The 26,853-nt window shown below is 70.3% G+C and carries 16 protein-coding genes and 1 pseudogene; 8 read left to right on the forward strand and 9 right to left on the reverse strand.

What is annotated here, in order from left to right; translation table 11 throughout:
* Positions 1 to 80 precede the first annotated feature (80 nt).
* The gene (locus ACYVKL_RS21985; protein ID WP_379165551.1) at positions 81 to 2,279 is read left to right on the forward strand and encodes a DUF2339 domain-containing protein; all 2,199 of its coding nucleotides are present in this window, start codon (positions 81 to 83) and stop codon (positions 2,277 to 2,279) included.
* 74 nt (positions 2,280 to 2,353) lie between these two features.
* On the opposite strand, the gene ACYVKL_RS21990 is transcribed toward ACYVKL_RS21985, so the two are convergent.
* From ACYVKL_RS21990 to trmB, 3 genes are read right to left on the reverse strand one after another with little or no spacing between them, the layout of a single operon-like run.
* The gene (locus ACYVKL_RS21990; RefSeq protein ID WP_379165552.1) at positions 2,354 to 5,644 is read right to left on the reverse strand and encodes an MMPL family transporter; all 3,291 of its coding nucleotides are present in this window, start codon (positions 5,642 to 5,644) and stop codon (positions 2,354 to 2,356) included.
* On the reverse strand, positions 5,644 to 6,414 hold the full coding sequence (locus ACYVKL_RS21995) for an NYN domain-containing protein (RefSeq protein ID WP_379165553.1): 771 nt from the start codon (positions 6,412 to 6,414) through the stop codon (positions 5,644 to 5,646). The genes ACYVKL_RS21990 and ACYVKL_RS21995 overlap by 1 nt, the downstream gene beginning before the upstream one ends.
* Positions 6,411 to 7,247 carry a tRNA (guanosine(46)-N7)-methyltransferase TrmB gene (gene trmB / locus ACYVKL_RS22000; protein ID WP_379165554.1) on the reverse strand — a complete coding sequence of 279 codons (837 nt, stop codon included), beginning with the start codon at positions 7,245 to 7,247 and terminating at the stop codon, positions 6,411 to 6,413. Before trmB ends, ACYVKL_RS21995 begins: the two co-directional genes overlap by 4 nt.
* A 267-nt stretch (positions 7,248 to 7,514) precedes the next feature.
* Here trmB and ACYVKL_RS22005 point away from each other — a divergent pair, with 267 nt between their 5' ends.
* The 3 genes from ACYVKL_RS22005 to ACYVKL_RS22015 all read left to right on the forward strand — a co-directional run bounded on the left by ACYVKL_RS22005 (position 7,515) and on the right by ACYVKL_RS22015 (position 11,903).
* Positions 7,515 to 8,177, forward strand: coding sequence for a hypothetical protein (locus tag ACYVKL_RS22005; protein WP_379165555.1), 663 nt, complete (start codon positions 7,515 to 7,517; stop codon positions 8,175 to 8,177).
* A gap of 71 nt (positions 8,178 to 8,248) precedes the next feature.
* The gene (locus ACYVKL_RS22010; protein ID WP_460772584.1) at positions 8,249 to 9,832 is read left to right on the forward strand and encodes a hypothetical protein; all 1,584 of its coding nucleotides are present in this window, start codon (positions 8,249 to 8,251) and stop codon (positions 9,830 to 9,832) included.
* A gap of 244 nt (positions 9,833 to 10,076) precedes the next feature.
* On the forward strand, positions 10,077 to 11,903 hold the full coding sequence (locus ACYVKL_RS22015; protein ID WP_379165557.1) for a phosphoenolpyruvate carboxykinase (GTP): 1,827 nt from the start codon (positions 10,077 to 10,079) through the stop codon (positions 11,901 to 11,903).
* 213 nt (positions 11,904 to 12,116) lie between these two features.
* Here the strand turns inward: ACYVKL_RS22015 and ACYVKL_RS22020 are convergent, their stop codons facing one another.
* Positions 12,117 to 13,550 carry an aldehyde dehydrogenase gene (locus ACYVKL_RS22020; RefSeq protein ID WP_379165558.1) on the reverse strand — a complete coding sequence of 478 codons (1,434 nt, stop codon included), beginning with the start codon at positions 13,548 to 13,550 and terminating at the stop codon, positions 12,117 to 12,119.
* 238 nt (positions 13,551 to 13,788) lie between these two features.
* Between ACYVKL_RS22020 and ACYVKL_RS22025 the strand changes: the two genes are divergently transcribed.
* Positions 13,789 to 13,992: a hypothetical protein gene (locus tag ACYVKL_RS22025; protein ID WP_379165559.1), complete on the forward strand. Its 204-nt coding sequence runs from the start codon at positions 13,789 to 13,791 to the stop codon at positions 13,990 to 13,992.
* A gap of 203 nt (positions 13,993 to 14,195) precedes the next feature.
* Positions 14,196 to 14,498: a hypothetical protein gene (locus ACYVKL_RS22030; RefSeq protein ID WP_379165560.1), complete on the forward strand. Its 303-nt coding sequence runs from the start codon at positions 14,196 to 14,198 to the stop codon at positions 14,496 to 14,498.
* Here the strand turns inward: ACYVKL_RS22030 and ACYVKL_RS22035 are convergent, their stop codons facing one another.
* Positions 14,499 to 15,287, reverse strand: coding sequence for a class I SAM-dependent methyltransferase (locus tag ACYVKL_RS22035; protein WP_379165561.1), 789 nt, complete (start codon positions 15,285 to 15,287; stop codon positions 14,499 to 14,501).
* 236 nt (positions 15,288 to 15,523) lie between these two features.
* On the opposite strand from ACYVKL_RS22035, the gene ACYVKL_RS22040 reads away from it, so the two are divergent.
* Complete coding sequence (locus tag ACYVKL_RS22040; RefSeq protein ID WP_379165562.1) at positions 15,524 to 16,693, forward strand: glycosyltransferase family 4 protein; 1,170 nt, start codon at positions 15,524 to 15,526, stop codon at positions 16,691 to 16,693.
* A gap of 80 nt (positions 16,694 to 16,773) precedes the next feature.
* On the opposite strand, the gene ACYVKL_RS22045 is transcribed toward ACYVKL_RS22040, so the two are convergent.
* From ACYVKL_RS22045 to ACYVKL_RS22055, 3 genes are all read right to left on the reverse strand, one after another.
* Positions 16,774 to 18,612 carry an MmpA family trehalose lipid delivery protein gene (locus tag ACYVKL_RS22045; RefSeq protein WP_379165563.1) on the reverse strand — a complete coding sequence of 613 codons (1,839 nt, stop codon included), beginning with the start codon at positions 18,610 to 18,612 and terminating at the stop codon, positions 16,774 to 16,776.
* A 9-nt stretch (positions 18,613 to 18,621) separates the two neighbouring features.
* On the reverse strand, positions 18,622 to 19,980 hold the full coding sequence (locus tag ACYVKL_RS22050) for a polysaccharide biosynthesis protein (protein WP_460772590.1): 1,359 nt from the start codon (positions 19,978 to 19,980) through the stop codon (positions 18,622 to 18,624).
* Between the two features lie 151 nt (positions 19,981 to 20,131).
* Entirely contained in the window at positions 20,132 to 21,271 is a 1,140-nt protein-coding gene (locus tag ACYVKL_RS22055; RefSeq protein ID WP_379165564.1) for a cell envelope lipid trafficking protein PgfA, read from the reverse strand.
* 187 nt (positions 21,272 to 21,458) lie between these two features.
* Here ACYVKL_RS22055 and ACYVKL_RS22060 point away from each other — a divergent pair, with 187 nt between their 5' ends.
* Positions 21,459 to 22,610: an acyltransferase family protein gene (locus ACYVKL_RS22060; RefSeq protein ID WP_379165565.1), complete on the forward strand. Its 1,152-nt coding sequence runs from the start codon at positions 21,459 to 21,461 to the stop codon at positions 22,608 to 22,610.
* On the opposite strand, the pseudogene ACYVKL_RS22065 reads toward ACYVKL_RS22060, so the two are convergent.
* A pseudogene (locus ACYVKL_RS22065) lies at positions 22,511 to 26,820 on the reverse strand (alpha-(1->3)-arabinofuranosyltransferase). The gene ACYVKL_RS22060 and the pseudogene ACYVKL_RS22065 overlap by 100 nt on opposite strands.
* Positions 26,821 to 26,853 lie beyond the last annotated feature (33 nt).

The following is a 26,853-nucleotide window of genomic DNA, read 5'->3' on the forward strand; positions in this document are numbered from 1 at the left end:
CGCCGGTCGGGTAGTAATCGCCCGCCACCCGGGTGTTTCTACTCATGTGGCGAAACGGCCGGGTCGGGAGCATTGCCGGTATGAATCCCGCCATCGATCCCCGCCTGATCGCGCGGCTGTCGACCGAATTCACCTCGCTCGGCGAGCAGCTCGACGTCCTCGGCCGCGACCTCCGCACCCTGCACACCCAGGTACTCGCCGAATTCCCGGGAACCGCACCCGATGTCGCGCGCGCCGCCGATACGAGCGCGGCGCAGCGTACGGCGGATGCCGTCGCCGGGACGACCGAGAAGATCGATGTGCAGGGCGCGATTCCGCAGGACAACCCGCAATCGGACCCGGCCACTCCGATCGCCATGACCGGAGCTGTTGCGGAACAGGGGATTCCGCCCTGGACAGCGCCCGCCTACGGGCCGGTGCCACCGTCCAGCGGTTGGAGCCGCCCGTCCGTGGCCGTCCCGGGAATGGCCGGTGGACAGGGCACTTCGTACCCTCCCGTCGCCGGTCCTGTCCCGTCGATGCCCGGCCGGGGGCAGGTGACCGTTCCGCCGATGGGAATGTCTGCGGGGCAGATGTACCCGGGCAGCGCGCCGGCGTGGCCGGGCTGGACGGCTCCAGGCGGGCAGCATCAGCCGATGCCGTCGCTGCCGCAGCAGCGGCGAGTCGTGGCGGGACGTCCGGTCCGGGCGCCGTGGTGGCAGCGGGAGGGCGTGATCAGCCGCGTGCTGGCCGTGGCCGGGGTGGCGGTCACGCTGATCGGTGTGGTCATGCTGCTGGTGCTGGCCGCGCAGGCCGGATTCTTCGGGCCGGTGCCCAGAGTCGTTGCGGGCGCCGTGTTCTCGGGTGCGCTGGTCGCGGTCGGTGCGCGAGTGTTCGCGAAGGCGGGCGGCCGGGTCGGTGGAATCGCGTTGGCGGCCACCGGTATCGCCGGGGGATACCTGGATGTCGTCGCGATGACCACGCTGTACAAGTGGCTGGATCCGGTCGTCGGTTACGTGGTGGCGTTCGGGATCGCCGCCGGGGGCGTGGCGCTGGCCATGCGGTGGCGTTCCCAAGGTTTGGCCGTGCTGGTGCTGGCGGGGGCGGCGCTGCTCGCGCCGTTCGTGACCACCGAACTCGCCCTGCTGGGGTTCCTGATCGTGTTGCAGATCGCCGCGCTGCCGGTGCATCTGGTGCGCGACTGGCCGTGGCTGCATGTCGTGCGGACGCTGCCGGCGGTACTGACCACGCTGGTCGCGGTGGTGGGGATCGCCCTCGACTCGGGCACGCGGGCCGAGCGTTTCGAGGTGTTCGCCGCGGCGATCGTCATCGCGGTGGCGGGTCTGGCCGGCGCGGTGCTCAGCGGACGGCTCCGGGCGAACGACGTGACCGCGAGCCTGAGCTTCGGGGCGGCGACCGTCCCGATGCTGGCCGCGCCGCTGCTGTTCTCCGGCCGCGTCGCCCCGACCGTCGTCTCCGGTGTCTTCGCGGCGGTGCTGCTGCTGGTCGCGGTGGTGCCGTGGCTGCCGAAACTCGGTGCCGCCGCGCGTGTCCCGGGTCATCTGGCCGTGGTTTCCGCGTTGGCCGGTGCGGTCGCGCTGTTCGAGGCGTGCGTCGGGGCGGTGGAGGTCCAGACGTTGCCGTCCGCGATGTTCGTGGTGGCGGCGGGCTTCCTGGCGGTGGCCGGACAGCAGCGGTCGCGGTTCGCGGCGGCCCTCGGCGCGGCCTTCGGCGGGCTGGGCGCGCTCAGCTTCCTGTTCCGGGCCGATCCGGGAACCCTGGCCGCGCAGCCGGAAGCCGAGGCGCACCTGGGTCTTTCGACCGCGCTGTCGGCGGTGTTCCTGCTGGCGGTGCTGGTGGTCGCGGCCTGGACCGCGCGCCGACTGGGTCTGCTGGATCGGGAATCCGACGCCACCGTGCTGTCGGTGTGCGCCGGAATCGGTGGCCTGTACGCGGTGACCGCGCTGACCGTGTCCCTCGGTGTGGCCACCGGCAGCCGTGACGGCTTCCTCGCGGGACACGGGATCGCCACGGTCATCTGGATGGTCGCGGCCACCACGGCCCTGCTCTTCGGCCTGCGCCGGCTGGCCCGCCGGTCGCAGCAGGCGAAGGTCGCGCTGGTGGCGGGGCTGATCCTGACCGGCGCGGCCCTGGCGAAACTGTTCCTGTTCGACCTGGCCACCCTGTCGGGACTGCTGCGCGCGGGCGCGTTCCTGGTGGTGGGTGTGCTGTTGCTGGTGGTCGGCACCCGCTACGCGCGGGTCTTCGCCGAGATGGACTCGCGCACGCGCTCCGCGTAGCGCCTCGCTCGGCAGCGCGCCGAAAAAGGAAGGCCCGGCCGAGAATTCGGCCGGGCCTTCCTGGTGTCCTCGCGTCAGTCGTTGTTCTGGCGACGCAGGAGTTCGTTGACGCTCACCTGACGTCCTTCACCACCGCGGTGCTTCGCATCGTCCTCGTCCGGCTTGCCCGGCCGACGGCGGGAAGTGCGCAGATCCGACATCCACTGTTCGATGCTGCTGCGCCCGCCGCCGTCCTCGTCCTGCTCGGCGGCCGCGTGGTGCGTCGGATGGTGTTCCACCGCAGGAGCTTCCGGAGCGGGCTGCTGCTCGGCCTCCGGCTGCTGCGGCTGGTACAGCTGGGCCCGGGTGGCCGGGTGCGGCGCGATCTTCGGCGTGGGCGGCGGCAGTACCCGCTCCGAACCGACGCTGGGCGCGGGCGGCGTCGAATCCGCCTGCGGCGCGGGCGATACCGGTGCGACCGGGGGCGCGGGCGTCACCGGCGGCACGGGCTGCGAGATCGACGGCACCGGGCTCGGCGGCGCGACCGCGGCGGGCGGTGCGGTGAAGCCCACGTCCTGGCCGTACGCGGAGTTCTCCGCGGGCGCGGGGATCGGCTCCGGTTTCCGCTGCGGCAGGCCGCCGGCCGGACTCCGGGTGGGCGAGGCGAAATCGCCGATCGGCAGCGGGGCTACCGGAGCAGGCGTGGCCTCGGCCGGACCGGATGCGGAAACCGGTGGAACGGAACCGAGTTCGGTGGTCGGCGCCTCGGCGGCGGCCGCGCTGATCACGCCGGACACCCGTCGCGGCGCCAGCGGCGGCACGGACTCCGCCGGTGCGCCGAAGGTGACCTCCGGGGCGGGCTCCGAGATGCCGGCGGGCTTGGCGAAGGCCGGGGGCGCGGTGGTCGACGGCGTGACACCGGATCCGGGACGCGCGGTCGCGGACGGGAATCCACGCGCGGCGTGGTCCGACAGCGGGGCGGCCTGGTTGCCGTCCGCGGGCGGCGCCGGGCTGTCGGCGGGCGGCGTGGTCTCGCTCGGCGTCACCGTGTCGATGCGCTGGGTCGGGGCTTCGCTGTCCACCTCGACGGTGCGGCGCGGGCGCGGCTTGCGCGACCGGGCGGGCGTGGAGCCGTCGGTGATGATCGGGATCTGCATGGTGACCGGGTCGGTGATCGGTGTGGTCTTCACCAGGTCGACCACTTCGCCGCCGCCGGGCCGCTCATCGTCGAGGATGGGCTCGCCCAGGCCGATCTTCTGCTGGACCTTCTTCATCCACTTGGGCGCCCACCAGCAGTCGTCACCGAGCAGCTTCATGGTGGCCGGCACCAGCAGCATGCGCAGCACGGTCGCGTCGATGAACAGCGCCGACACCATGCCGTACGCGATGTACTGCATCATCACCAGGTCCGAGAACGCGAACGCGCCCGTGACGACCAGCAGGATGAGCGCGGCCGCGGTGATGATGCGGCCGGTCTGCGCGGTGCCCGCCCGCACCGCCTCGGTGGTGCTCGCACCTTGCGTGCGGGCTTCCACCATGCGGGAGAGCAGGAACACCTCGTAGTCGATGGACAGGCCGTAGACCACCGAGATGATCAGCACCAGCACCGGCGACATGATCGGCTGTGGGGTGAAGTTCAACAGGCCCGCGCCGTGACCGTCGATGAAGATCCAGGTCAGGATGCCGAGCGTGGAACCCAGGCCGAGCGCGCTCATCAACGCCGCCTTGATCGGCAGCACCAGGGAACCGAAGGTGAGGAACATCAGGATGGTGGTCACCAGCACCACCAGCGCGATCATCAACGGCATGCGGTCCAGCAGCGCGCTGATCGAATCCTGCTCGATCGCGGGCTGACCGGTGATCATCACCTCGGCGCCGTCGGGCACCTCCATCGAACGCAGCGCGTCGATGGCCGCGGTCTTGTCCGCGCCCTTCTCCAGCCGGCCCTCGGAGACCCACACGTTGGAGCCGTTCGGCGGCTTCTGCGAGGGGATCTGGAACTTGCCGTTGGACAGCAGACCGGGCGTGATCTCGTTGGCGGAGCTGATGATCGGACCGACATTGCGGGACTCGTCGGTGATGATGACCAGCTGCAGCGGATCGGACTTGCGCATCGGGAACACTTCGTCGAAGTGCTGCTGCGCCAGTCGGGTCGAATTGTCCGGCGGCAGATACGTTTCGGAGATACCGCCGAACTGCAGGTTCTTCACCGGAATGATGAGCAGCAGCAGGCCGATGGTGATCGGGATGGCGACCTTGAGCGGGTGCTTCATGACCCACGCGGTCATCTTGCCCCAGAAGCCGTTCTCGATCTGCTCGGTGGTTTTCTCCTTGCGGAAACGCTTGAGACCCAGGGCATCCACGCGCGGGCCCAGAATGGACAGCAGCGCGGGCAGCACGGTGAGCGCCGAGACCGCGGCCAGCGCGACGGTCGCGATGGTGCCGTAGGCCACCGACTTCAGGAAGCCCTGCGGGAACAGCAGCATGCCGGCGCTGGCGGCGATGATCATGGTCGCCGAGAAGATGACCGTGCGGCCGGCCGTCTGCACACTGCGCCGCACCGCGGACTTGGTGTCGTAGCCGTCGGCGACTTCTTCCCGGAAGCGGCTGACTATGAACAGGCCGTAGTCGATGGCCAGACCCAGGCCGATCATCGAAACCACCGGGGAGACGAACGAATTCACCTCGGTGAACTTCGTGATCCCCATGACGATGCCGTTCGCGCCGATCACGGTGAGGCCACCGATGATCAGCGGCAACGCGGCCGCGACGACGCCGCCGAAGATGAAGAACAGCAGGATCGCGACCACCGGGATCGCGATGATCTCCATGCGCTGCTGGTCCTGCGCCATGGTGTCGTTCAGCGTGCCCGCGATCGGCTGCATACCGCCGACCTCGACCGTCACGTCGGGAACGGTGAAGGCGTTCTTGACATTCCGGTAGTTGCGCATGATCTCGGTGTCGTTGTCGCCCTTGATGGCGACCGTCGCGAAAGCATGCTTGCGATCCGGGCTCGCGGCCTGCGCCAGCTGCTGACCCGTCTCCGTCTTCCACGGCGACGCGTTGACCTGCGTGATCTCGGGGTGCTGCTTGGGCAGGTTGTTCAGGCTGTCGATGACCTTCTGTTGCCAGGCCGGATCATCGATGGTCTTGCCGTCGGGCGCGGTGTACAGCAGCACCACATCGCTGTTGTGGTCGCGGTTGTAGACCTGGTCCTTGAGCTGCGCGGCCGCGGTCGACTCCGAGGTGGGATCGTCCCATCCGCTGGAGCTGAGATGGTCCTCCAGCCCGAACCCGAACGCTCCCAACGAGAGCAGTGCGGCGACGACCACACCCAGGACGGTGTAGCGCAGCTTGTAGACCAGGTCGCCCCAGCGGGTGAACACTAAGCGACTCCTTGAGCGGGGCGGGAGGTGAGCAGGGCAGACAGCGGCCGGAACGGCTGCAGCCACGCACCCTCGTCGGGCAGCGAGTCGAGGCTGACCCTGGGCAGCGGTTCACGGAACACGCCCGGGATGTCCTCGAGGTCGATGAATTCGAGAATATCCGACGTGACGGCCCAACTCGCGTGCTCGCGAAAACCCAGTACCTGAACAGGCACACCGGAAGCGGCGATCTCCTCGAGGGGCGCGCGGAACGCCTGCCCATCGGCGGAGGCCACCATGATTCCGGCCAGTCCGGCGCCGCGACGGCGTAGCTCGATGTGGCCGAGCATGTCGCTGTCCACATCGGAGTCTTCGTCGACCTTCGGTTTGGCGAAGACGGCGTAGCCGACATTGCGCAGTGCCTCGACCCAGGGTCGCACCACATCGGCGGTGCCGGGGGCGATATTGGTGAAGACGGTGGCCTCGGGTTCGACCCGGGTCTTGCTGCCGACCGAGAGTTCGGCGGTGCGGGCCAGCAGCCAGCGGCCCAGCGCGTCGAAGCGCGGGCGGTAGGCGGCGGTCGGGCGGCCGCCGAGGATGGCGCCCAGGCCCATATCGAGATTCGGTGCATCCCAGACCAACAGCACGCGCCGCACGTCGGTGGCGGTGCCGCCAATGGCTACGGCCGCGTTGCCGTGGAGCCCGGTGGTGCCCTGTAGTCCGGTCGAGTCGGAGCCGTGCATTATTCCGGCAACTTCCGCGACCTCCGGGGTCATCTCACTGACGCTCATGATTCGATCTTCCCCCAGATGAACTCGGTGATGGCGCTACCCGCGCGGAGTCCTTTGTTTTCGAACTTGGTAATCGGACGTTCGAAACCAATCGGTGCGTTGGCTCGGTACGCCTCGGGATCTCCGCCGGTCGGCTCGTTCATGCCGATGAGCTGGGGTTCCGCATTGCCGTACTGGCCGATCCACTCTGCGTAGTCCGCATGGTCGGTCGCGACATGCAATACGCCGCCCGGAATCAGCCGACTTGCGATGAGTGCGAAGGTTTCCGGCTGCAGCAGCCGCCGCTTGTGGTGGCGAGCCTTGGGCCACGGGTCCGGAAAGAACACCCGCACGCCCGTCAGCGATTCGGGAGCAATCATGTTTTCCAGGACATCCACGGCATCACCGCGCAGCACCCGGAGGTTCTCGATGCCCTCCCGCTCCACGCGCTGCACCAGCTGGGCCAGACCCGGCTTGTAGACCTCGATGCCGATCAGATTGAACTGCGGCTCGGCCTGCGCCATGGCCGCGGTCGCGGTGCCGGTGCCGCAGCCGATCTCGATGATGAGCGGCGCCGAGCGGCCGAACCAGGCATCGGCGTCCAGCTTTTCGTCGGACACGTCCTTGCCGATGACCGGCCACAGCCGATCCCAGGAATCCTGGCGCGACGGCGACACCGCGCCCCGGCGCATGCGGAAACTGGTGACCCGGGGATAGAGGCGGTTGCCACCCACGGGCCGATCCGTCCGTTCGGCGGTGGCTTCCGGGTGATCGGCGTCACCGGCGGGGTCGGCGGACCGCGGCCCGGGAACTGGCTCGGCAGAGGGGTTCGCGGCGTCGTTCACGGCGTCCATTCTCCAGTATTCGATCCTTAGCGCAGCAATCGACCACGGGTTCCGACGGCCAAGATCAATCCGGCTGCCAGGCCCGACGCCACGCCGGACACGCCGCCGCGACCACCCGCGATGACAACCGGACAGTGACTCACCTTGCGGTAGTTGCCATTTCCACCAGCCGCCGCCGACCCGCCCCGGACCACATCCGGGACCGAACGGTCTTGGTTGTGGGTTCGATGAGAGTTTTCCGCCCCCGCACCGGCGGCGTCTCGCTAGGCTGCCCGCGTGCCGCCCGGGCGATCGCCGCGCATCCAGGTCACGGGCCGCGCCCGCGCCGGCAAGACCACCCTCCGCCGAGCCCTGTCCCTGCTCACCGCCGAGGAAACCCGCCCCCTCGACCATCCGGGCCACCCGAACCCCGCCCTCGACGGCGACCTTGTCCTCTATGTTCTCCCCGGCCTCGCCGACCCGGCCGACCACCGCGCCCTCGCGGCCCTGCACCCGGACCGCACCCTGGTGGTCCTCAACAAGGCCGACGCCATCGGCGTCCGCTGGTCCGACGCCGCCACCGCCGCCGAGGACCTCACCGCCCGCCACGGCCTCCCCGTCTTCCCGGTGGTCGCCGCCCTGGCCGCCCACACCCGAGCGGGCACCCTCACCGACATCGACCTCCGCACCCTGCACCGCCACCGCGAGCACGCCGACTCACCCCTGTGCCTGTCCCACGACCTGTTCACCGCCCCCGGCCCCGACCTCGACGCCCGCCGGGCCCTCATCGACCGCTGGGACCTCTTCGGCGTCTCCTGCCTGCTGGCGTCCCTGCGCCGGGATCCGCGGCTCCCCGCGCAACATCTACTCCAAATCCTGCACTGCGCCAGCGGAATCGATCGTCTGCACCGTGAGCTGCACCGCCGCTACGAGACTGTCGCCGCCGCGCTCGCCGACTGACCGGCAGTGCCGGATGCCCGCCCGGATTCGCCTGCGGCCAAGCCGAATCCACCGCGGGATCCGAATCAGCGGTGTTGATCCCCGAACCCCGCCCCCTCGACGGCGTACGGCCGAGCGGGCTCGAGCTCCCGCCGCACCGGGCCGCGCCGCCCGCGATGTGTCGGCCGGCGACGCCGGTGGACGGCCCCGCCGCAGTCGATCGCGCCGCGCTGCCGGAAGCGGTCGAGGCCGTTGTCATGCGGTGGAATCCCCACGGGCTGGCACTGTTGCGCGCGCTGGCGAATCCGGAGCCAGTGGGGTCCGCGGCGATCGCGCTCGTCGGAGCCGATGATTCCCACGCGGCCGCCCTGCGGGTCGAATTGGCGCGGTTCCGGCCGCGCATCGACTTCGTCGTGGTCCCGGCGCACGGCGGCCGCGGCCCGGCGGCGGTGGCGCTCGTGGTGCTGGATGCGGGGGCGTTGGTCGGTGCCGGGCTGGTGGAGCGGGTGCGGGGGCTGCGGGTGGACGGGACGCGGATCGTGTTCGCGTTGGACGGGATTCACGCGCATCGGGACTGGCGGGAGGTCCGGAAGCGGAATGTGGAGCTGCTGGCCGAGGCGGGCGGGGGCGCGGAGGAGATCGTGCCGGTGTCGGCGCGGATGGCGGCGGTGGGGCGGGGGAGCGGGGATTCGGCGCTGGTGGATCGGTCGGGGGTGGGGCTGTTGCACGCGCGGCTGGTGGCGGCGGCCGGGGCGGGAGCGGTGCGCGATCAGGTGGCGATCGTGCGGGAGCGGGTGGTCGGGGAGACGCGGCGGCGGATTCGGGAGCAGCTGGGCAAGGTGCGCGACGGCGGGGACGTGGTGGCGCTGCGGGAGGAGCGGGCGCGGTTGCTGGCGGTCGGCGACGGCGGGCGCGGATCGGGGATGAGCGTGGTCCGGAATCGGCTGCAATTGGCGCGAGTGGATCTGTTGCACGAGGTCGGGGCCCGGATTCGGGGGTTGCACACGGAGTTGCGGGACGAGATCGACGGGTTGCCGCGGGGTGCGCACGCCGAATTTCCGCGACGAGTGAGCGAATCTGTGGAAAAGCTCACACAAGAGATGGATCGGATGATTCGCTCCCGGATCGGCGAATTGTGCCGTCAGGTCGAGGAATCCGTCGCCGAGGAATGGCATATATCTTTTCCGGCCCCGCCGGAACGGGTGGCGCGGGCGGTCCCGACGCCGGGGCCGCGGCTGCGTGGCGTGGAAGACCATCTGGTGATCGCGCTCGGGGCGTCGGCGGGCTTCGGCCTGGGCCGGCTGCTGGTGACGCCGCTGGCCCTGTTGCAGGCGTTCGACTACGCGATCCTGCCGGTCAGTCTGTTCCTCGGTGCCGCGGGCGCCGGCTGGGTGGTGCGCGCCCGCAGACAGCTCGCCGACGGCGCCCACCTGCGGCAATGGGTCGCCGACGCGCTGGTCGACGCCCGGGCGGGCCTGGAACAGCGGGTGGCCACGGCCCTGGTCGACGCCGAGGAACGGCTCACCGACGAGGTGCTCGGCAGTGCCGCCGCACGCATGGTCGAAACCGACTTACGGGTCGGTGAATTGGAGGCGCAATTGCGGCAGGCGGCGCAGCGGCGACCCGCCCTCCTGCAAGCGTGTGAACGTGACCTGGCCGCACTCGAATTCGCATAGCGGCTGGTCCGAGGTTTCGACCCGGTACCGACTGGACAACCCGATTCCGTACAGCGCGATATATGGCGTTAACCTCTATGGCAGGAACCAGGGCATCCGTTGCGTTCCTGAACACACGTCCAGCCGGTATGGGCGAGCGTTCGGGACCAGTGGGAGCCTTGCCGCAATTGGTGGCACTCGGTGTCGCGAGCCGCGCTCCTCGGCTCGATGGTCATCGGGGCCCGCCCATCTCAGGAGAGTTTTCATGACCTCAGCGACCATTCCTGGTCTTCACGATGGCACCGCGCCCACCGAGCACAAGGAACTGCTTGCCTGGGTACAGGAGGTCGCAGAACTCACCCAGCCCGACCGCGTGGTCTGGGCCGATGGGTCCGAGGAGGAAGCGGTCCGCCTCTCCGAGCAGCTGGTGGCCGCCGGCACCTTCAAGAAGCTGAACGAGTCGAAGAAGCCCAACTCCTACCTGGCGCTCTCCGACCCCTCCGATGTGGCCCGCGTCGAATCGCGCACCTACATCTGCTCCAAGACCGAGGCCGACGCCGGCCCGACCAACAACTGGGTCGACCCGGCCGAGATGCGCGCCACCATGACCGAGCTCTACAAGGGCTCCATGAAGGGCCGCACCATGTACGTGGTGCCCTTCTGCATGGGCCCCCTCGGCGCCGAGAACCCGAAGCTGGGCGTCGAGCTCACCGACTCCGAGTACGTCGTGGTCTCCATGCGCGTCATGACCCGCATGGGCGCGGCCGCGCTGGCCAAGCTCGGCACCGACGGCGAGTTCGTGAAGGCCCTGCACTCCGTGGGCGCCCCGCTCGCCGAGGGCCAGGCCGACGTGCCGTGGCCGTGCAACGACACCAAGTACATCACCCACTTCCCCGAGGACCGCGAGATCTGGTCCTACGGTTCGGGTTACGGCGGCAACGCGCTGCTGGGCAAGAAGTGCTACTCGCTGCGCATCGCCTCCGCGATGGCGCACGACGAGGGCTGGCTGGCCGAGCACATGCTGATCCTCAAGCTGATCTCGCCGGAGAACAAGGCGTACTACATCGCCGCCGCGTTCCCGTCGGCCTGTGGCAAGACCAACCTCGCCATGATCCAGCCGACCATCCCGGGCTGGCGCGCCGAGACCCTCGGTGACGACATCGCGTGGATGCGCTTCGGCGCGGACGGCCGACTATATGCCGTCAACCCCGAGTTCGGCTTCTTCGGTGTCGCCCCCGGCACCAACCACAGCTCGAACCCGAACGCCATGGCCACCATGGAGGCCGGCAACACCGTCTACACCAACGTCGCCCTCACCGACGACAACGACGTGTGGTGGGAGGGCCTGGAAGGCACCCCCGACCACCTCGTCGACTGGAAGGGCAACGACTGGTTCGAGCGCGAGTCGGAAACCCTCGCCGCGCACCCGAACTCGCGCTACTGCACCCCGATGGCGCAGTGCCCGACCCTGGCCCCCGAGTGGGACGACCCGCAGGGCGTGCCGATCTCGGCCATCCTGTTCGGCGGTCGCCGCAAGACCACCATCCCGCTGGTGACCGAGTCCTTCGACTGGCAGCACGGCGTGTTCATGGGCGCCACCGTCGGCTCCGAGCAGACCGCGGCCGCCGAGGGCAAGGTCGGCACCGTCCGCCGCGACCCGATGGCCATGCTGCCGTTCATGGGCTACCACGTGGGTGACTACCTCAACCACTGGATCACCCTCGGCAAGAACGCCGACGCGCAGCAGCTGCCGAAGATCTTCTACGTCAACTGGTTCCGCCGCGGCGACGACGGCCGCTTCCTGTGGCCCGGATTCGGCGAGAACTCCCGCGTGCTGGAGTGGATCGTCGGCCGCATCGAGGGTCGCTCCGAGGCCACCGCCACCCCGATCGGCAATGTGCCGGTCGCGGCCAATCTCGACCTCGAGGGCCTGGACGTGTCGGCCGCCGACGTCGACGAGGCGCTCGCGGTCAACGCCGCGGAGTGGAAGAACGAGATCCCCTCGATCGAGGAGTGGTTCGAGTTCATCGGCGACAAGCTGCCCTCCGGCCTGCGCGACGAGTTCGAGGCCCTGAAGCAGCGCCTCGCGTAAGTCAGAACGAAAAACGGCTCGCCCGCACAATCTGTGCAGGCGAGCCGTTTTGCGTTGATGGCTGGAGCCGGAGGACGGGGCCGGGACAACTGATTTCGGGAGGCGAGGGTAACTCGCCGGGTACCCCCAAAATGGTTTCGGCTCTCAACCGCCGGCACGGGTGCACGTCTGGCTACGGCACCCGAGCCGCCCGCTGAAGTCGCGGAGAGGCGGTCAAGCACCCATGGGCATGAGCAAGGACTTGGTCTCGCAGTAGGCGTCGAGGCCCTCGGGGCCGTTCTCGCGGCCGATGCCGGAGGTCTTGTAGCCGCCGAAGGGGGCGCAGGCGTCGAAGGCGTACCAGTTGATGGCGTAGGTGCCGGTGCGGACCTTCGACGCGACGGTCGCGCCGTGCTCGATGTCGGTGGTCCAGACCGAACCCGCGAGGCCGTAGTCGCTGTCGTTGGCGATCGCGATGGCCTCGTCCTCGGTGTCGTAGGGCAGCACCGAGAGGACCGGGCCGAAGATCTCCTCGCGGGCGATCGTCATGGCGTTGTTCACGTCGGCGAAGACGGTGGGCTGGACGTACCAGCCGGGCAGGTCGGCGGGGCGGCCGCCGCCGCGGATCAGGCGCGCGCCCTCGTCCTTGCCCTTGGCGATGTAGCCCTCGACGCGTTCGCGCTGCGCCTGCGAGATGAGCGGGCCGAGCTGAGCGGCCGGGTCGTCGGGCAGGCCCACCGGGAACAGTTCCACCGCGGCGGTGAGGGCCTCGAGGATCTCGTCGTAGCGGCTGCGCGGGGCGAGGATGCGGGTCTGGGCCACGCAGGCCTGCCCGCTGTTCATCAGGCCGGAGAAGGCGAGCTGCGGCATGGTGGCGATGTCCATGTCGGGCAGCAGGATCGCGGCCGACTTGCCGCCGAGCTCCAGGGAGCAGCGCTTGAGCTGGCTGCCCGCGATGGCGGCGATCTTGCGGCCGACCGCGGAGCTGCCGGTGAAGGTCACCTTGTCCACGCCGGGGTGGGAGACCAGGTATTCGGAGGCGTCGGCCTCGGCGGGCAGCACCGACAGCACGCCCTCGGGCAGGCCGGCCTCGGCGAAGATGTCGGCCAGCTGGTTGGCGGCCAGCGGGGTCAGGGGCGCGGGCTTGAGCACCACGCTGCAGCCGGCCAGCAGGGCGGGCGCGAGCTTGTTGATGGCCAGGAAGATGGGGACGTTCCAGGCGATGACGGCGGCGACCACGCCGACCGGTTCGCGCGAAACCCGGGTGGTGCCGAACAGCCCGGTGCGGGTCTCGGTCCAGGGGAAGGACTTGCCGAGGCCGGCGTAGAAGTCGAGGGTGGCGCGGCCGGAGACGTAGTTGAGGGTGCTGGCGGCCATCGGGGGCGCACCGGTTTCGGCGGACAGCGCGTTGGCGAGGTCGCCGGCCTTCTGGTCCAGCAGCGCGACGACGCGGGACAGCAGGGCGGCGCGCTCCTCGGGCGGGGTGGCAGGCCAGGGTCCGCTGTCGAAGGCCCGGCGGGCCGCGGCGACCGCGGCGTCGACATCGGCGCGGGTGACGACGGGCACGCTGCCGACGGTTTCCAGGGTTGCGGGCGAGACGACGGACAGGGTGTCGGGGCCGGCCGGCGCGGTCCAGCGGCCACCGATGAACAGACTCTGGTACTCCATGAGAACACGTTACAGTTTTGCCCCCGTGGTTGTCCGCGCCCTGGCGGGCAAACGTCCCGCTGACCGGGATTTTCTTTGAAATTGGACTCCTCGGTTTCTAAGCCGCCTTGTTACCCGCGAGGCAAAACGCGGTTTGAAATCTGGGTTGCCCGGTGGTGGCCTATGCTCGGCTGAGTACGCCTTTCTCCACCACTTCGGTCGGTTGCTATCGCATAGCTCTTCGAAAGGTAGATCCCGAATGGCCGATATGCGGTTCGATGACTTCCTGTTGGACGAGTTGTCCGATTTCGAGGCCCCGGTGATCAGCACTCCCATGCAGCGAGCCGCGGGTCAGTTGGAGCGGGTACTTCCCCCGGGCTGGCGGGTCGAGGTCGTGGAGGCGACCTATCCGACCGTTCGGAAGGGGCAGCCCGCACTGCGGCTGTTGATGCCGGCGGACTGAACCGCGTCGGAAACGCAGTGGCGCAGGCGCTTCCGCATACTCGCGGCAAATCGGTAGCACCCCACGCAATCGAATTCCGACCTGTCGGTTCAGTTTTCGCCGAACGCACTATTGCATTCGGCAGCCGCAACGAGCATGCTTTATAGCTATCGCGGATAGCTCGCTCAGTACAGGAATCGTTACCGCACAGGGGAGTCCGAGTCATGGCGGTGCAAGTGGTCGGTAGAGCGCTGATGACCAGTGATCTCACGCCGCATCAGGCGAAAAGCGTCGGCGCGGGCGGTTGGGTGGTGTCCTTCCTGCCGGGCCGGACCCTCACCACCGCGCAAGCCACCGCCGCATTACTGGCGGCCGAAGCGGTTGCCGCCGTGAACTCCCTCGCCGGCCAGGTCGGACTGACCGCGATGGAGACGGTCGGATTGGCAATCCAGGAGTCACCCTGGGGCGAACCCGAAACCTGCACCGGCTTCCGCCGGGTGTGGCGGCGCGGATTCTCCATCCGCTGATCAGGCCCGCTTGGTCGCCACCACCACCAGGTTGCTGACCAGCAGCTCCCGCAGCACCGGTACCCGCACCATCCACCAGGCCCAGCCTGGGTGATACCGCGGGAACACCGCCAGGATCTCGACATCCGCCGGCGTCTCCCGCGCCCAGCGCACGCCCTCCGACGCGCGCACCGCGAACAGCGAACGCCCGAAACGGTTCTTCGGCTCCCGCCCGTGCTTGCGCCGATACCGCCGCGCCGCGTACTCCCCGCCCAGGTAATGCCACGGCCCGGTCTCGTGCCCGCCGAACGGCCCGTGCCACACCGTGTACGAAAAGACCATGAGGCCACCGGGTTTCAGCACCCGCAGCATCTCCGCCGCCATCACCCACGGCTGCGGCACATGCTCGGCCACATTCGAGGAGATGCAGACCTGCACCGCGTCATCACGAAACGGCAGCGCCATCCCCGACCCGCGCACCGCGCCCGCCACCCGCAACCCGGCCGCGTGCATCTCCGACGGATCCGGCTCCACCGGCAGATAGCGCGCACCCGCCCGCGCGAACTCGTCCGCGAAATAGCCGGGACCGCCGCCCACGTCCAGCACGATGGCGCCGCGCAGCGACTCCCCGGTCAGATCCCGGTAGAAGTCGGACACCAGCTCGGCGGTATCGGTCGCCACCCCGCCGTAGAACACGGCCGGATCGGTCTGCTCGAACCGAAAACTCCCCAGCAGCCGCAGCGACCGCCGCAACGTCGCCCGGCGGGCGAAGCGCGGCCGGCGTGGAGTGGGCTGCTGAGCTCGAAGCACGGCGAGAAGTCTCGCACAGTGGCGTCGAGGCACTGCGGGGCCTATAGGACCGTGCGACTGATTTCGTGAGGTGGGGGTAACTCCTGGGGTACGCCCGAAATCTGGTCGGCACTCGACCGCCGGCACGGGTGCAAATCGATGAACGGCTCCCAGCTGCCCGCTGAAGTTTCGGGGAGGCGGTACGGTGGAGCCCATTGTCTGTCCGTCCCCCCGACCGTCCCCATGGAGATTCGCCCGTGCGTGAAGTGCTGCTGCTGTGCTGGCGCGACACCGGGCATCCGCAGGGCGGCGGGAGTGAGCGGTATCTGGAGCAGGTCGGCGCGCAGCTGGCCGCCCGGGGCGTCAAGGTCACCCTGCGGACCGCCGGATATCCGGGCGCGGCCCGGCGGGAATCGGTGAACGGGATCGAGATCAGCCGTGGCGGGGGCCGGTTCACGGTGTACCCGCGGGCGCTGGCCGCCATCGCGCTCGGCCGGGTCGGGATCGGACCGTTGAAAGGACTGCGTCCCGACGCGGTCATCGACACCCAGAACGGCATCCCCTTCTTCGCCCGCGCCGCCACCGCCGCACCGACCGTGGTTCTGGTCCATCACGGGCATCGCGAGCAGTGGCCGGTGGCCGGGCGACTGGTCGGCCGGATCGGCTGGTGGATCGAATCGCGTCTGTCGCCGCGCGTGCATCGGGGCGATCAGTATCTGACGGTCTCGCTGCCGTCGGCCGAGGAGCTCACCGCGCTCGGAGTGGACGCGCCGCGAATCGCGGTGGTGCGCAATGGCGCCGAACCCATCCCGGACCAGGTTCGCGCCGGCGACGCCGCCGCCCGCACCGCGCACCCGAGCATCGTGGTGCTCTCGCGGCTGGTGCCGCACAAGCAGATCGAGGACGCCATGGCCGCGGTGGCCGGGCTGCGCGACCAGATCCCCGGCCTGCACCTCGACGTGGTCGGCGACGGCTGGTGGGCCGAGAACCTGCGCGCGCACGCCCGGGACCTGGGCATCGCCGACGCGGTCACCTTCCACGGGCACGTCGACGAGGACGAGAAGCATCGGCTGCTGGCCCGCGCCTGGGTGCACGTGCTGCCCTCCCGCAAGGAGGGCTGGGGGCTGGCGGTCATCGAGGCCGCCCAGCACGGGGTGCCCACGGTCGGCTACCGCAGTTCGCGCGGGCTCACCGATTCCGTCGTGGACGGTGTCACCGGACTGCTCGTCGACGACTCCGCCCAATTGACCGCGGCGGTAGGCGAATTGCTCCGCGACGGCGAAGCGCGCACCGTGCTGGGGGAGAAGGCCCGAGCCCGGGCTCGCGAATTCTCCTGGGAGCAAACCGGAAACGGCGTCTACGAGGTGCTGTCCGCGGTGACCCGCGGCGACCGGGTCAGTGGATTGATCGCGCCCACCCGAGTCTGACACGCGAATTCGGCGAAGCACCGGCACGGACGTGTCGCGATTCCTAGCATCGATGGATGTGGATCATCGTCGTCATCGCGCTAATCAGCGTTGTCGTGATCGCTGCGGGGTTCGCGCTCGGCTTTCCGAAGGACTGACCCGGCCCGCATCGAACAGCTTGCGGCGGTGAGGAATCCGCCGAGGAGCAGCGCTGCCCACAACAGATGCGCGGCCCCGGCGATACGGCGGCTGCCCGCGGTGGCGTCATGGACGGCGATCTCTCCGGGCACCCGGAACAGCTGCACATCCCGATCGGCGTAAACCGGCGTCAGTTGGGCCAGAACAGTTTTCGATTCCCCCAGCGGTCCCGGCGTACCGCCCTCCACCAGCACCCAGCCCACTCCGAGTCCGCCCAGGTCCGGCACGGAACCGCCGTGCAGCAGCAGGTTCTCGACCTTCCCGGCTCGTTCACCCTCCCCGGCCACATTGCCGCCGCGCACGGGCAGCTCCCCGGTCTGCAACACATCCCGCGGCAGCATGCGCGGCGCCGGATCCAGCACCGGCGCACTACCCGAATACCGGAACTTCCGGAACATCCCGCCCGGCAGCACCGCGACATCGCCCGGCGACTCGACCGCGGCCGCCACCCGCTCCCAACCCGCCGGATAGTGCACCGGCCGCAACGCGCCCCCGACACCCCACGCCATATCCGGCAGCGCCAAGAACACGATCGCCAGGAAAAGCACTGCGGCCCCGCCGGTCCGAGCCCGCTCGGGGGTACCGCTCGACCCGTCCGTCATCCGGGCCGAGATCCACCCTCCGACCGCCACGCACCCCGCCGCCGCGCACAACGCGTACCCGGGAACCGCCAGCGCCACGAACTTCTGCGTATCCCGCAGCAGCCCCGCCCCCGGCACCCCGCGCACCAGGAACTCACCCACCGCCAGCCCCCACCCGGTAGCCCCGAGCGCAGGCAGGACGATCGCGGCGATCCCCAGCCCAACCAGCCGACGCCGGACGGTGCGTCCGGAGTCGGTACCGGTCCCCGCGAGCACCGCGCGCACGCCCGACGCCACCAACGCGAGCAGCAGCACCGTCCCCACCAGCGCGAAAAAGGTTGTGCGCGAGCCGGGAACGGCGGTGCCGTTCCAGATGCCCCCCAATCCGGCGAGGCTGCCCAGGGTGCCGAGCCACGGTTCCGCCCGCGCCGCGAACGCCGCGACACCGGCCGGATCCGACGGCTCCGCGCCCGCACCCGACAAAGCGGTCGCGGTCAGCCACGGGGCCGCCGAGAGGATCCAGAGTGCCGCGGTGGCAAGCCAATTCCGCTTACCGACCAGCAGTATCGCCATTATGCCCGCGAGCAGGGACCCGGTGGGAGTGAGACCGGCCGCCGCCAGACAGCCCGCGAGCGCCGCCCATGTTCCCCACGCGCGCGCACGTCGCTCGCCGTCGGGCGGTTCGGAAGCGTTGGCGCGCAATCGCCCGGCGAGCAGGGCGATCCACGGGAGGGCGGCGTAGCCGGTGAGCAGGCTCCAATGGCCTTGCAGCAGGCGTTCGGCCACGTACGGATTCCAGATCGTCACCGTTGCGGCGACCAGCTGCGGCCCCAGGGATGCGTGCAGTAGGTCGCGGGTCAGTGCGGCGGCGCCCCAGCCGGACAGGCAAAGCGCGGTCAGCAGAATTGCTTTGACGATGAGGCCGCCGTCGATGACGGCCGACAAGGTGGCGATCAAGGCGTCCTGGGGGACCGCGCGGGGGGCGGCGTCGCCGAGGCCGAGGGCGGAGTCGGTGAGGTAGGAGCGGGGGGTGCTGACGGCGTCGCGCAGGAGGAGGTATCCGGGGGCGAGTAGCGGGCCCAGGACGATCGCGGACAGGAGCAGGCTGTACCCGGCCGGGATCAGCCGGCGCCGGTCGCGCTGCGGGGCCTGCTCGTTCACACCGGCACCCTACGTTCCGCTCGCCCCGAGATCGGGGACGCGCGACGAACTCTCGCCCGCAGCGCGGGCCGTGCGCAGCGCGACACCGGTGATCACCAGGGTGGTGACGGCTGCGGTGACGGTGGCGATGACGATAAGCGACAGCACCGAGTGGGCGCACGTCAGCATGACCGCGACGCCCACCGCCAACCCGATCCAGGTGATCGCCGCCGGTGCGGTCCGATCCGCCGCGATCGCCGACAACAACGTGACCTGCAGGACCGCCAGCAACGCGCCTTCGAGCGCGAACAGCCACAGCAGCCCTTGGATCGGGGCGTAATCGCGGCCCGCGAACAGGGGCGCCAGCGGCGCCGCCACCGCGGCCCCGGCGACGGTGACCGCCCCGATTCCGACCAGTACCGCCAGCGCCGATCGCATGGCGCGCGCGGAGTGCTGTGGCTGCGCCATCTTCGGATACAGGACCACGCCCACCGCCTGGGGCAGCCAGAACGCGATCTTCGCCGCGATCGCCCCCAGCGCGTACCGCCCGGCATCGTTCTCGTCGAGCACAATCCGCGACACGAGCAGATCCGCGGCGGACAAGGCGGTCAAGGCCGCTTGCACCTGCACCGCCCGGAACACGGCGGCCACCCCGAGACCCCACGCATCGGTCCCCCGCGGTGCGGCGGAAGCCGTTCGCGCGGGCGGGGTTCCGGTCGGAGCCCGGTCGGTGGCATCGGGAATCAGTGATGTCGCGTCGGCGTCGCCGTCGAATGTCCGAGTCTCGCCTGTGGTTCGGCCGCGGTCCGCGACCGTCCCGTCGGCGATCCAGCGGGCCGCCGCCACCGCGAGCGCGGTGCCTGCCGCCCCGGCCCACAGTGCGGGCGCGGGACCGAAACCGCAGGCCAGCACGATCAAGGCCGGAGCGATCCGCAGGATCGCCGCCCCGCCCAGCACTGTCGCGAGTTCCCGGAACCTGCTGCGCCCCTGCACGATCCCTTGTTCACCGGCGAGCAGCACCAGCAGCGGCGCCGTGCACATGGCTCCCGCCGACGCGGCGACGCCCACCTTCAGCACCGCGCTGACCAGCGGCACCAGTACCAGCGCCGCAGCGGTCACCCAGCCCGCGCAGCGCAATGCCAGCGTCCGCGCGGCCGCGGCGGGCGCGCCGCGCACCACCTCGCGCGCGATCACGTTCTGCAGCGCCAGGGCGGGGACCGCGCACAGCATCTGCACGGCCAGCAGGCTCGCGAACGAGCTGTATCCCGCCACGCCCAGCCACCGGCTCGCGAACAGTTGCAGCAGATAGCCCGCCACATTCGCGGTCATCGCCCCCGCCGTCACCAAGGTCAGGTCCTTGACCACGGGCAGACGGCGTACAACAGACACGCCCGCAATGCTCCCATCCGGGCCGACCACCCCGCCTGCGCACCCCTGCCGCCCGCACCATCCACCCCCTTCGCTGGTCAGACCAGCCCGGGAAACGACAGCGGCCCAGCATCTTCGAGAGATGCTGGGCCGCTGTGCGGAACCGGTGCCGTCAGGGGCGCTTGTTCATGTCGATCTGCTGGGTCGGGGCGTCGAAGCCGCCGGCGTTCGGGCCGCCCGCGGGGGCGGGGGTGCGACGGAACGGGGGCTGGCCGTTGCCGTTCTTGCCGAGCAGGCCGAGCACGATGCCGGCGATCAGGAACAGCAGGCCCAGGACGCCGAAGATGATCGGCAGGGTGCGCCCGTAGAGCGACAGCTTGTCGATGTTCTCCTTGGCCACCGAGATCTGCGACTCGATGGTGGGCTCGTCGAACACCAGGGTCGCCTTGAGGGCGGTCACCTCGGGCTTGTCGCCGCTGCGGGCGTAGTACAGGTGAATCTGCTCCTGGCCCTTGATGACCGTGCCGGTGTCCGGCTCGATCCACAGGTCGCGCACGTTGGTGTAGAAGCGCGGCATGGTGATGTCGCCGTCGCCCTCCACGCCCCACTTGGCGGCGGGCAGGGTGAGCTTGTTGGTCGGCGAGTTCGCGACGGTGGACAGGTCGGTGACCGGCGCCGTCATCTGGAAGTGGTAGGTCTTCAGGCTGTTGATCTCGGCCTCGTCGACATAGTTGATGTCGTAGGACTTACGGGTGTTGAGGTCGAAGTACGGGTACGTCTTCTTCTCGGTCCCGATCGGGAAGCGGTACTGCAGACCGGTGTGCTGCACCGGGTCCATGACCGCCTCACCCTTCTTGTCGACCGTCACGGCGATCGCGCCGTTGGGGCCGCCGTCCACCGCGTCCACCGGGTGACCGGTCTTGCGGTCCACGGTGACCCGGTCGATGGTCGCGGTCAGCAGGCCGGTGTCGCCCTGCTTGTCGGTGCGGCGCAGGGTCTGACCGGCCTGAATGGTCATTTCCGAGGCGTCGGACGGGTTTTCGACGGTGAGGAAGCGCTGCGAGACGAGCGGGACGTTCTGGTCCACCTTCGCCGAACCGGTCGCCGAAGTCAGCGACTTCGAGTCCAGCACCTCGCTGGGCGCTCCGGTCTGCGGGTTGCTCGCGACGGTCGTGATCTCCAGATCCAACGGCGTCTTCGCGAGGCGGCTGACCGTGTACGTGGGAATCATGATGGCGGCGACGAGCAACATCGCGCCGAGCCCCACGAGTACGCAGGCAACCGTCCTTCTGGTACCGGCACTGAGTGCCATGCAGGTTCTCCTCGTCGTCGAACGCGTGTTTCGTCCCGTACTGCGGTCGCCGCGCAGCACTCGTGAGCCCAGACACTAACAGTCCGAGCGGTCCCTGAGTGCGGCCGAGGCAGGAAAACCTCCCGAAACACCCCCAATTCAAAAGCCGGGTGATCCAGCGATGGGCCGCAAGGCAGACTGGGACCCGATGACGACCACCACCCTCACCACCGCGGAGACGGCCGACCCGGACCGGACACCACTCCGTCCCGGCCGCTTCGTCCCGGCACTCGAGGGCATGCGCGCGCTCGCGGCGCTGGGGGTGGTGCTCACCCACGTGGCCTTCCAGACCGGCGCGACCGGTCAGCCCGTGCTGGGCCGGGTGTGGGAGCGATTCGATCTCGCGGTCGCGGTGTTCTTCGCGCTGTCCGGATTCCTGCTGTGGCGGCCGCACGCCGCCGCGGCCCGCGGCTTGGGGGTGGCACCGAGCGCCGGACGCTACCTGCTGCATCGCTCGGCCCGCATCCTGCCCGCCTACTGGGTGGTGGTGTGCGCGGTGCTGATCCTGTTGCCGAGCGCGGCGCACACCGCGGGACTGCGGGTGTGGCTGTCGAATCTGGGTCTGCTGCAAGTGTTCGTGCCGTTCACCCTCACCGACGGTCTCACCCAGATGTGGAGCCTGTCGGTGGAAATGGCCTTCTACCTGGTGCTTCCACTGCTGGCGGTCGCGCTGGTGTGGTTGCGCGGGCAGCGGGCGCGACTGCGGGTGCCGGTCGTGCTCGGCCTCGGGCTGCTCAGCCTGGGCTGGAACTTCCTGCCCGTCCCCACCCCGGACGGCATTCACTCCGACAACTGGCTGCCGGGGTATCTGCCCTGGTTCGCGGTCGGCATGCTGCTGGCCGAACTCGCCGACCAGCCGTCCCCGTGGTGGCGGCGGATCGCCGGAAACCAGTGGCTGATGTGGCCGCTCGCGGCGGTCGCCATGCTGGCGGCGACCACCGACCTGGCCGGGCCGCGCGGGCTGGTGCACGGGCAGCCCTGGCAGTACGCCGCCAAGATGGCGCTCGGCGCGATCGTCGGCTTCGGCTTGCTGGCCCCGCTGGCGCTGCGGCCGGACCGGCCGCACCGCTTCCTGCAGAGCCGGGTCGCGGCCACCCTCGGACGTTGGTCGTACGGCATCTTCATCTGGCACCTGGCCGTGCTCTCGATCGTCTTCCCGGTGTTCGGCATCATCCCGTTCCGGGGCCATTTCGTCGTGGTCTACCTGCTGACGGTGGTGTTCACGCTGCCCTTGGCCGCGGCCAGTTTCGCCCTCGTGGAGGAGCCGGTCCGGCAGTGGACGCGCCGCCGCTTCGGCTGAGCGGCAGCCTGATTCAGCGTCGCGGGGGCAGCGCGGCGATCCCGACCGCGATGATCGCGACCAGCGCCGGGAACTGCACCCACAGCGAACCACCCACATAGCCCTCGAACGAGCGCCAGGGTCCGGTGGACAGCGCGGCCGCGCAGACGGCCGTGCCGCCGCCCGCCAGCGCCACCAGAATGCGCGACCATCCGCGCGGGCGCAGGTAATCGCCTACCAAGCCGAACACGGTGAGCACCAACGCGACCGGGCCCGCGATGAGTCCGGCCGCGGCGGCCAGACCCAGCCCGGCGACGGTGCGGCTGTGCCAGGTGCGCGGCGGCGGTCCGTCGTCGCGGACGGGGGAGCGCGCGCCCCGGAATGCCAGCACCAGCAATGGGATCAGCAGTAGCAGACCGCCGAAGATGGCGAGCCGATACCAGCGGTCGGTGGGGAACTCCACGGTGATCGGCCCGGTGGACCCGGCCGGCACCAGCCACGCCTGCTGCCAGCCGTTGATCACGACGGGCTTCAGCACGGTCCCGTCGGCGGTCTTCGCCTGCCAGCCGACATTCGTGCTGAGCGGCAGCACCAGCACCTGCGTGCCGGTCGCGTCGGAGGCCGGGGGCAGCGGAATGGTGCGGGCGAGGCGCAATTCGTCGACCGTGAACAGGTCGGTCGGCGCGACCGCGACATCCACCCGCCCGGAGGGGAATTCGAACCCGTTGTCCTCGGCCCCACCGCCGTTGTCGTCCACCGCGCACACGGTGGCGGGCAGCGGTGCGCCGGACCGCAATTCGGCGGCGGTGCCGGTGACGGTGGTGTGCACGGTGCGGCCCGCGGCCGCGATGGTGGGCCCGTGCGCGCAGTCGATGGTGATGAGCCGGTCCGGATCGGCGGGCGCCGGATAGTCGGGGCCGAGCACCGTCACCTCGGCCAGGCCGGGCGGCTGCTCCTGCGCGAAACCCAGTGCGGTGCGGTCGAGTACGCCGTCCCAGCTCTGCAGGGAGATCTCGATGCGGCTGGTGACCGCGGGGTGCAGCTCCAGGGTGCTGGTGACACCGGAGTCGGGGTTCACCTCGCGCACCTGCGGGCCGTCGCTCAGGTTGATGCTGAGGGCGGTGGGATGGGCGGGCAGGTCGCCGCGGGAGGGTGTCACGGTCAGCCCGGTCACCAGGGTCGGTGCCGGAAGTTCGATGGTGAGTGTGGGTTTGGGGCCCGCCGGGTTGCGCACGGTGGTCTCGGGGGCGGTCCAGCTGGTGAGCGGGTCGCCGTCGGTGGCGGCGAGGGCGGAGCCGCGCGGGTCGGCGACATCGGCGCGGCCGCGGGCGATGGGCCGGTCCGGGTCGGTGAGCAGGGCCTCCAGCGCGGGGCCGGGGCGGGTGTGCACGGTCAGGCCGGGGGCGACCGTGATCGGTTGCGGCACCTGGAGGGTGCGTTCGAACAGGCTCGGCTCCTCGGCGGCCAGGGCGAGGCCCTTGCTGCAGCGGATCCGGTCGGGGGAGTCGAAACAGGCGCTGCGGCCGGGGAATTCCTGTCCGAGGTCCCAGCTCTGCACCGTGGCGCCGGCGGGGGCGGCGGGCAGCACGGTGCGGTGCCGGATATCGACGGTGACCGGGTTCTCGCGGTCGGCGTAGTCGTCCAGGCTCAGCTCGCTGACCCCGAATTGCCCACCGGCGCTGCCATCCTCGGTGTGCACGGCGGTGATCTTGATCCAGTCGGTGCGGCCCGGCGGCAGCGAGATCGCCACGGGTGCACCGGGTTCGGTGATGCGCGCCGCGACCGTGCCCTTCGCGGTCTCCGCCTCCACCCATTTGATCGGGCTGCCGATCGCGGCCGCACTGGTGGTCAGGCGCAGCACCGCGGAGCTGATCGGCTTGTCCAGGTCGAGCCGGAGCCATTGGCCGACAGCGTGTTCGGCGCCGTTGCTGATCCAGGCGGTGGCGGTGTCGCCGTCCACCAGGGCGGCGGTGGAGCTGCCGGGTGCGGCCCCGCCCAGCTGGGTGGCGTCGCCGGCGGAGCTGGAGGCGGTGATGGTCGCGCCGGACCATTCGCCCTCCACCAGGGGCGCGCCGGGCACCGGATAGTCGGGCACCAGATTGTGGGTGCGGCGGGCGTCGCCGGGGGCGCGCACCGCCGAGTTGTGGTTGTCGACGCGCCCGAAGTCGGCCTCGCGGTCCATCGGCGTGTCCGTGATCGTGACGCCGTTCTGCGGCAGGCCCGCGGTGACCGCGTCGGCGGCGAGCAGAACTGGTCCGGCGGGCGCGTTCGGATTGCGCCGCAACCGTTCCACCACTTCGGGACCGCCCTGGATCACGGGCAGGCCCGCCAGGGGAACCGTGAACGCGCCCGGGAACGCATCCGGCGCGCCGACGCCGCCGCGCACCTGAGCGGGCGTGCCGGGCGCGGGGGATTCGACGCGATAGATCTCGACGGCCGGATATCCGGGCCGCAGATCCCCGTCCGCGACCAGGCCCTCCACCTTGCCGGTCGCGATCTGATCCCCGAACTCGGTGACCTTCCGGATGCCCGGCGAACCCTCGAGCGCGCGATGGGCCAGCATCGGCCGGGTGGACCGGGACGTCTCCGGGTCGAGATCGTTGCGCAGCACCAGGATTCCGATGCCCTGCCCGGCCAGCTTCGCCGCCAGGCCCGCAGACGGGCGCCCGTCGGCGATCAGCCGCTGCACCGAATCCATGGCCCGGATCGCACCGGGCGGATTCAGCGGCACCGCGTCCCGCACCGCCCACGGCGTACTCGCCAGCGCCTGCATCGGCTCGTCACGGGTCAGACCCCACACCTGGGAGGCGAACGGCGCGCCCGGCACGATCAGCGCCCGGGTGTCGGACGCGTTGTGCGCCAGCCAGTCCGCGGTCTGCTCCCAATACGCGGGCACCTCGCGGTAGCTGCCGCGCGGCGCCAGCTTGCCGGTCCAGGCCAGCGACGTGGACAGGGCCAGCGCCGTCAGGATGAGCGCGCCCACCGCCACCATGCGATCCCGCTCGGGATGCGCGAAGGCCCTGCGCCACACCGGCATCGGCACCGAAGCCGGCAGCGGCACCCGGGCCAGCAGCTGCGCCAGCCCGAGCATCAGCGGCAACCGGATCAGCGGCTCCAGCTTGTGCACGTTCCGCAACGGCGCGCCGCCGGAATCCAGGAACAACCGCACCTGCTCGGCGAACGGGCCGCCCAGCTCACCCGCGTAGCCCGCGCAGATGCCGGTCAATCCGACGAGCAGGATCAAGGCCAGCCGGCCGCGATGCGGCATGGACCGCATGGCCAGACCGGCCATGCCCGCCGCCGCCAGCAGACCCGTGGCCAGCACCGCCGCGGGCTGGGTGACCAGCACCGCGCCCGCGATCCGCTCCGGCGACACGAACGGCGTCCAGCTGTCGGTGCCACGCAGCACCTCGCCCAGCGACGCCCACTGCGTGGTCACGCCGGAGGATTCGATGTAGTCCAGGAACGGCGGACTCACCTTGCCCAGCAACAGCAGCGGCACCACCCACCAGAAGGTGCCCAGCGCCAGCAACGGAATCCAGGCGCGGGTGAACCGCCACCACGCGCGATTCGGCTTGTACGAGATCCACCACAACGCCGCGGGCAGGAAGGCCGCGGCCGTGGCCACCGCGTTCACGGAACCCATCAGGGCGAGGGCGAGGGCGCTGCCGGCCGGCGTCGCCATTCCCCGCCGCGCGGGTCTTGCGGAGTCCTGGTCGGCGGCGGTCGAATTCCCGCCGTTCGGGCGCTTCATCGCCACGCCGAGCGCGGCGGGCGCCAGCAGTACCCAGGGGGCGAGCATCATCGGCAGCGTCTCCGAGGAGATCGAACCGAGGGTGGTGAGCACACGCGGCGACAGCGCGAACGCGACGGCCGCGATCACCCGCGACCCGCGACTGCCGATGCCGAGCGCCTCGCAGAGCCGGATGATGCCCCAGAAACCGGCGAGCAGCAGCAGCGCCCACCAGATGCGCTGGGTCACCCAGCCGGGCAGCCCCAGCACATGCCCGAGCGAGAAGAACGCCCCGTGCGGGAAGAAGTACCCGTAGGCCTGGTTCTGTACCTGGCCCATCGGGGCCTGGCTACTCCACAGATGGGAGGCGCGGGAAAGAAAGCCGAGCGGATTCTGCGCCAGATCGTATTTGGTATCGGCGACGGTCTGCCCGGGTGCCTGCAGAAAGGTCAGCAGGAATGCGACGAGCACGCTGCCGAGCAGCCAGCGGCGGCCCAGCGGCGCGGTTATCGGCGACCGGTCCTCGCCCGG

The organism is Nocardia tengchongensis (assembly GCF_054781395.1).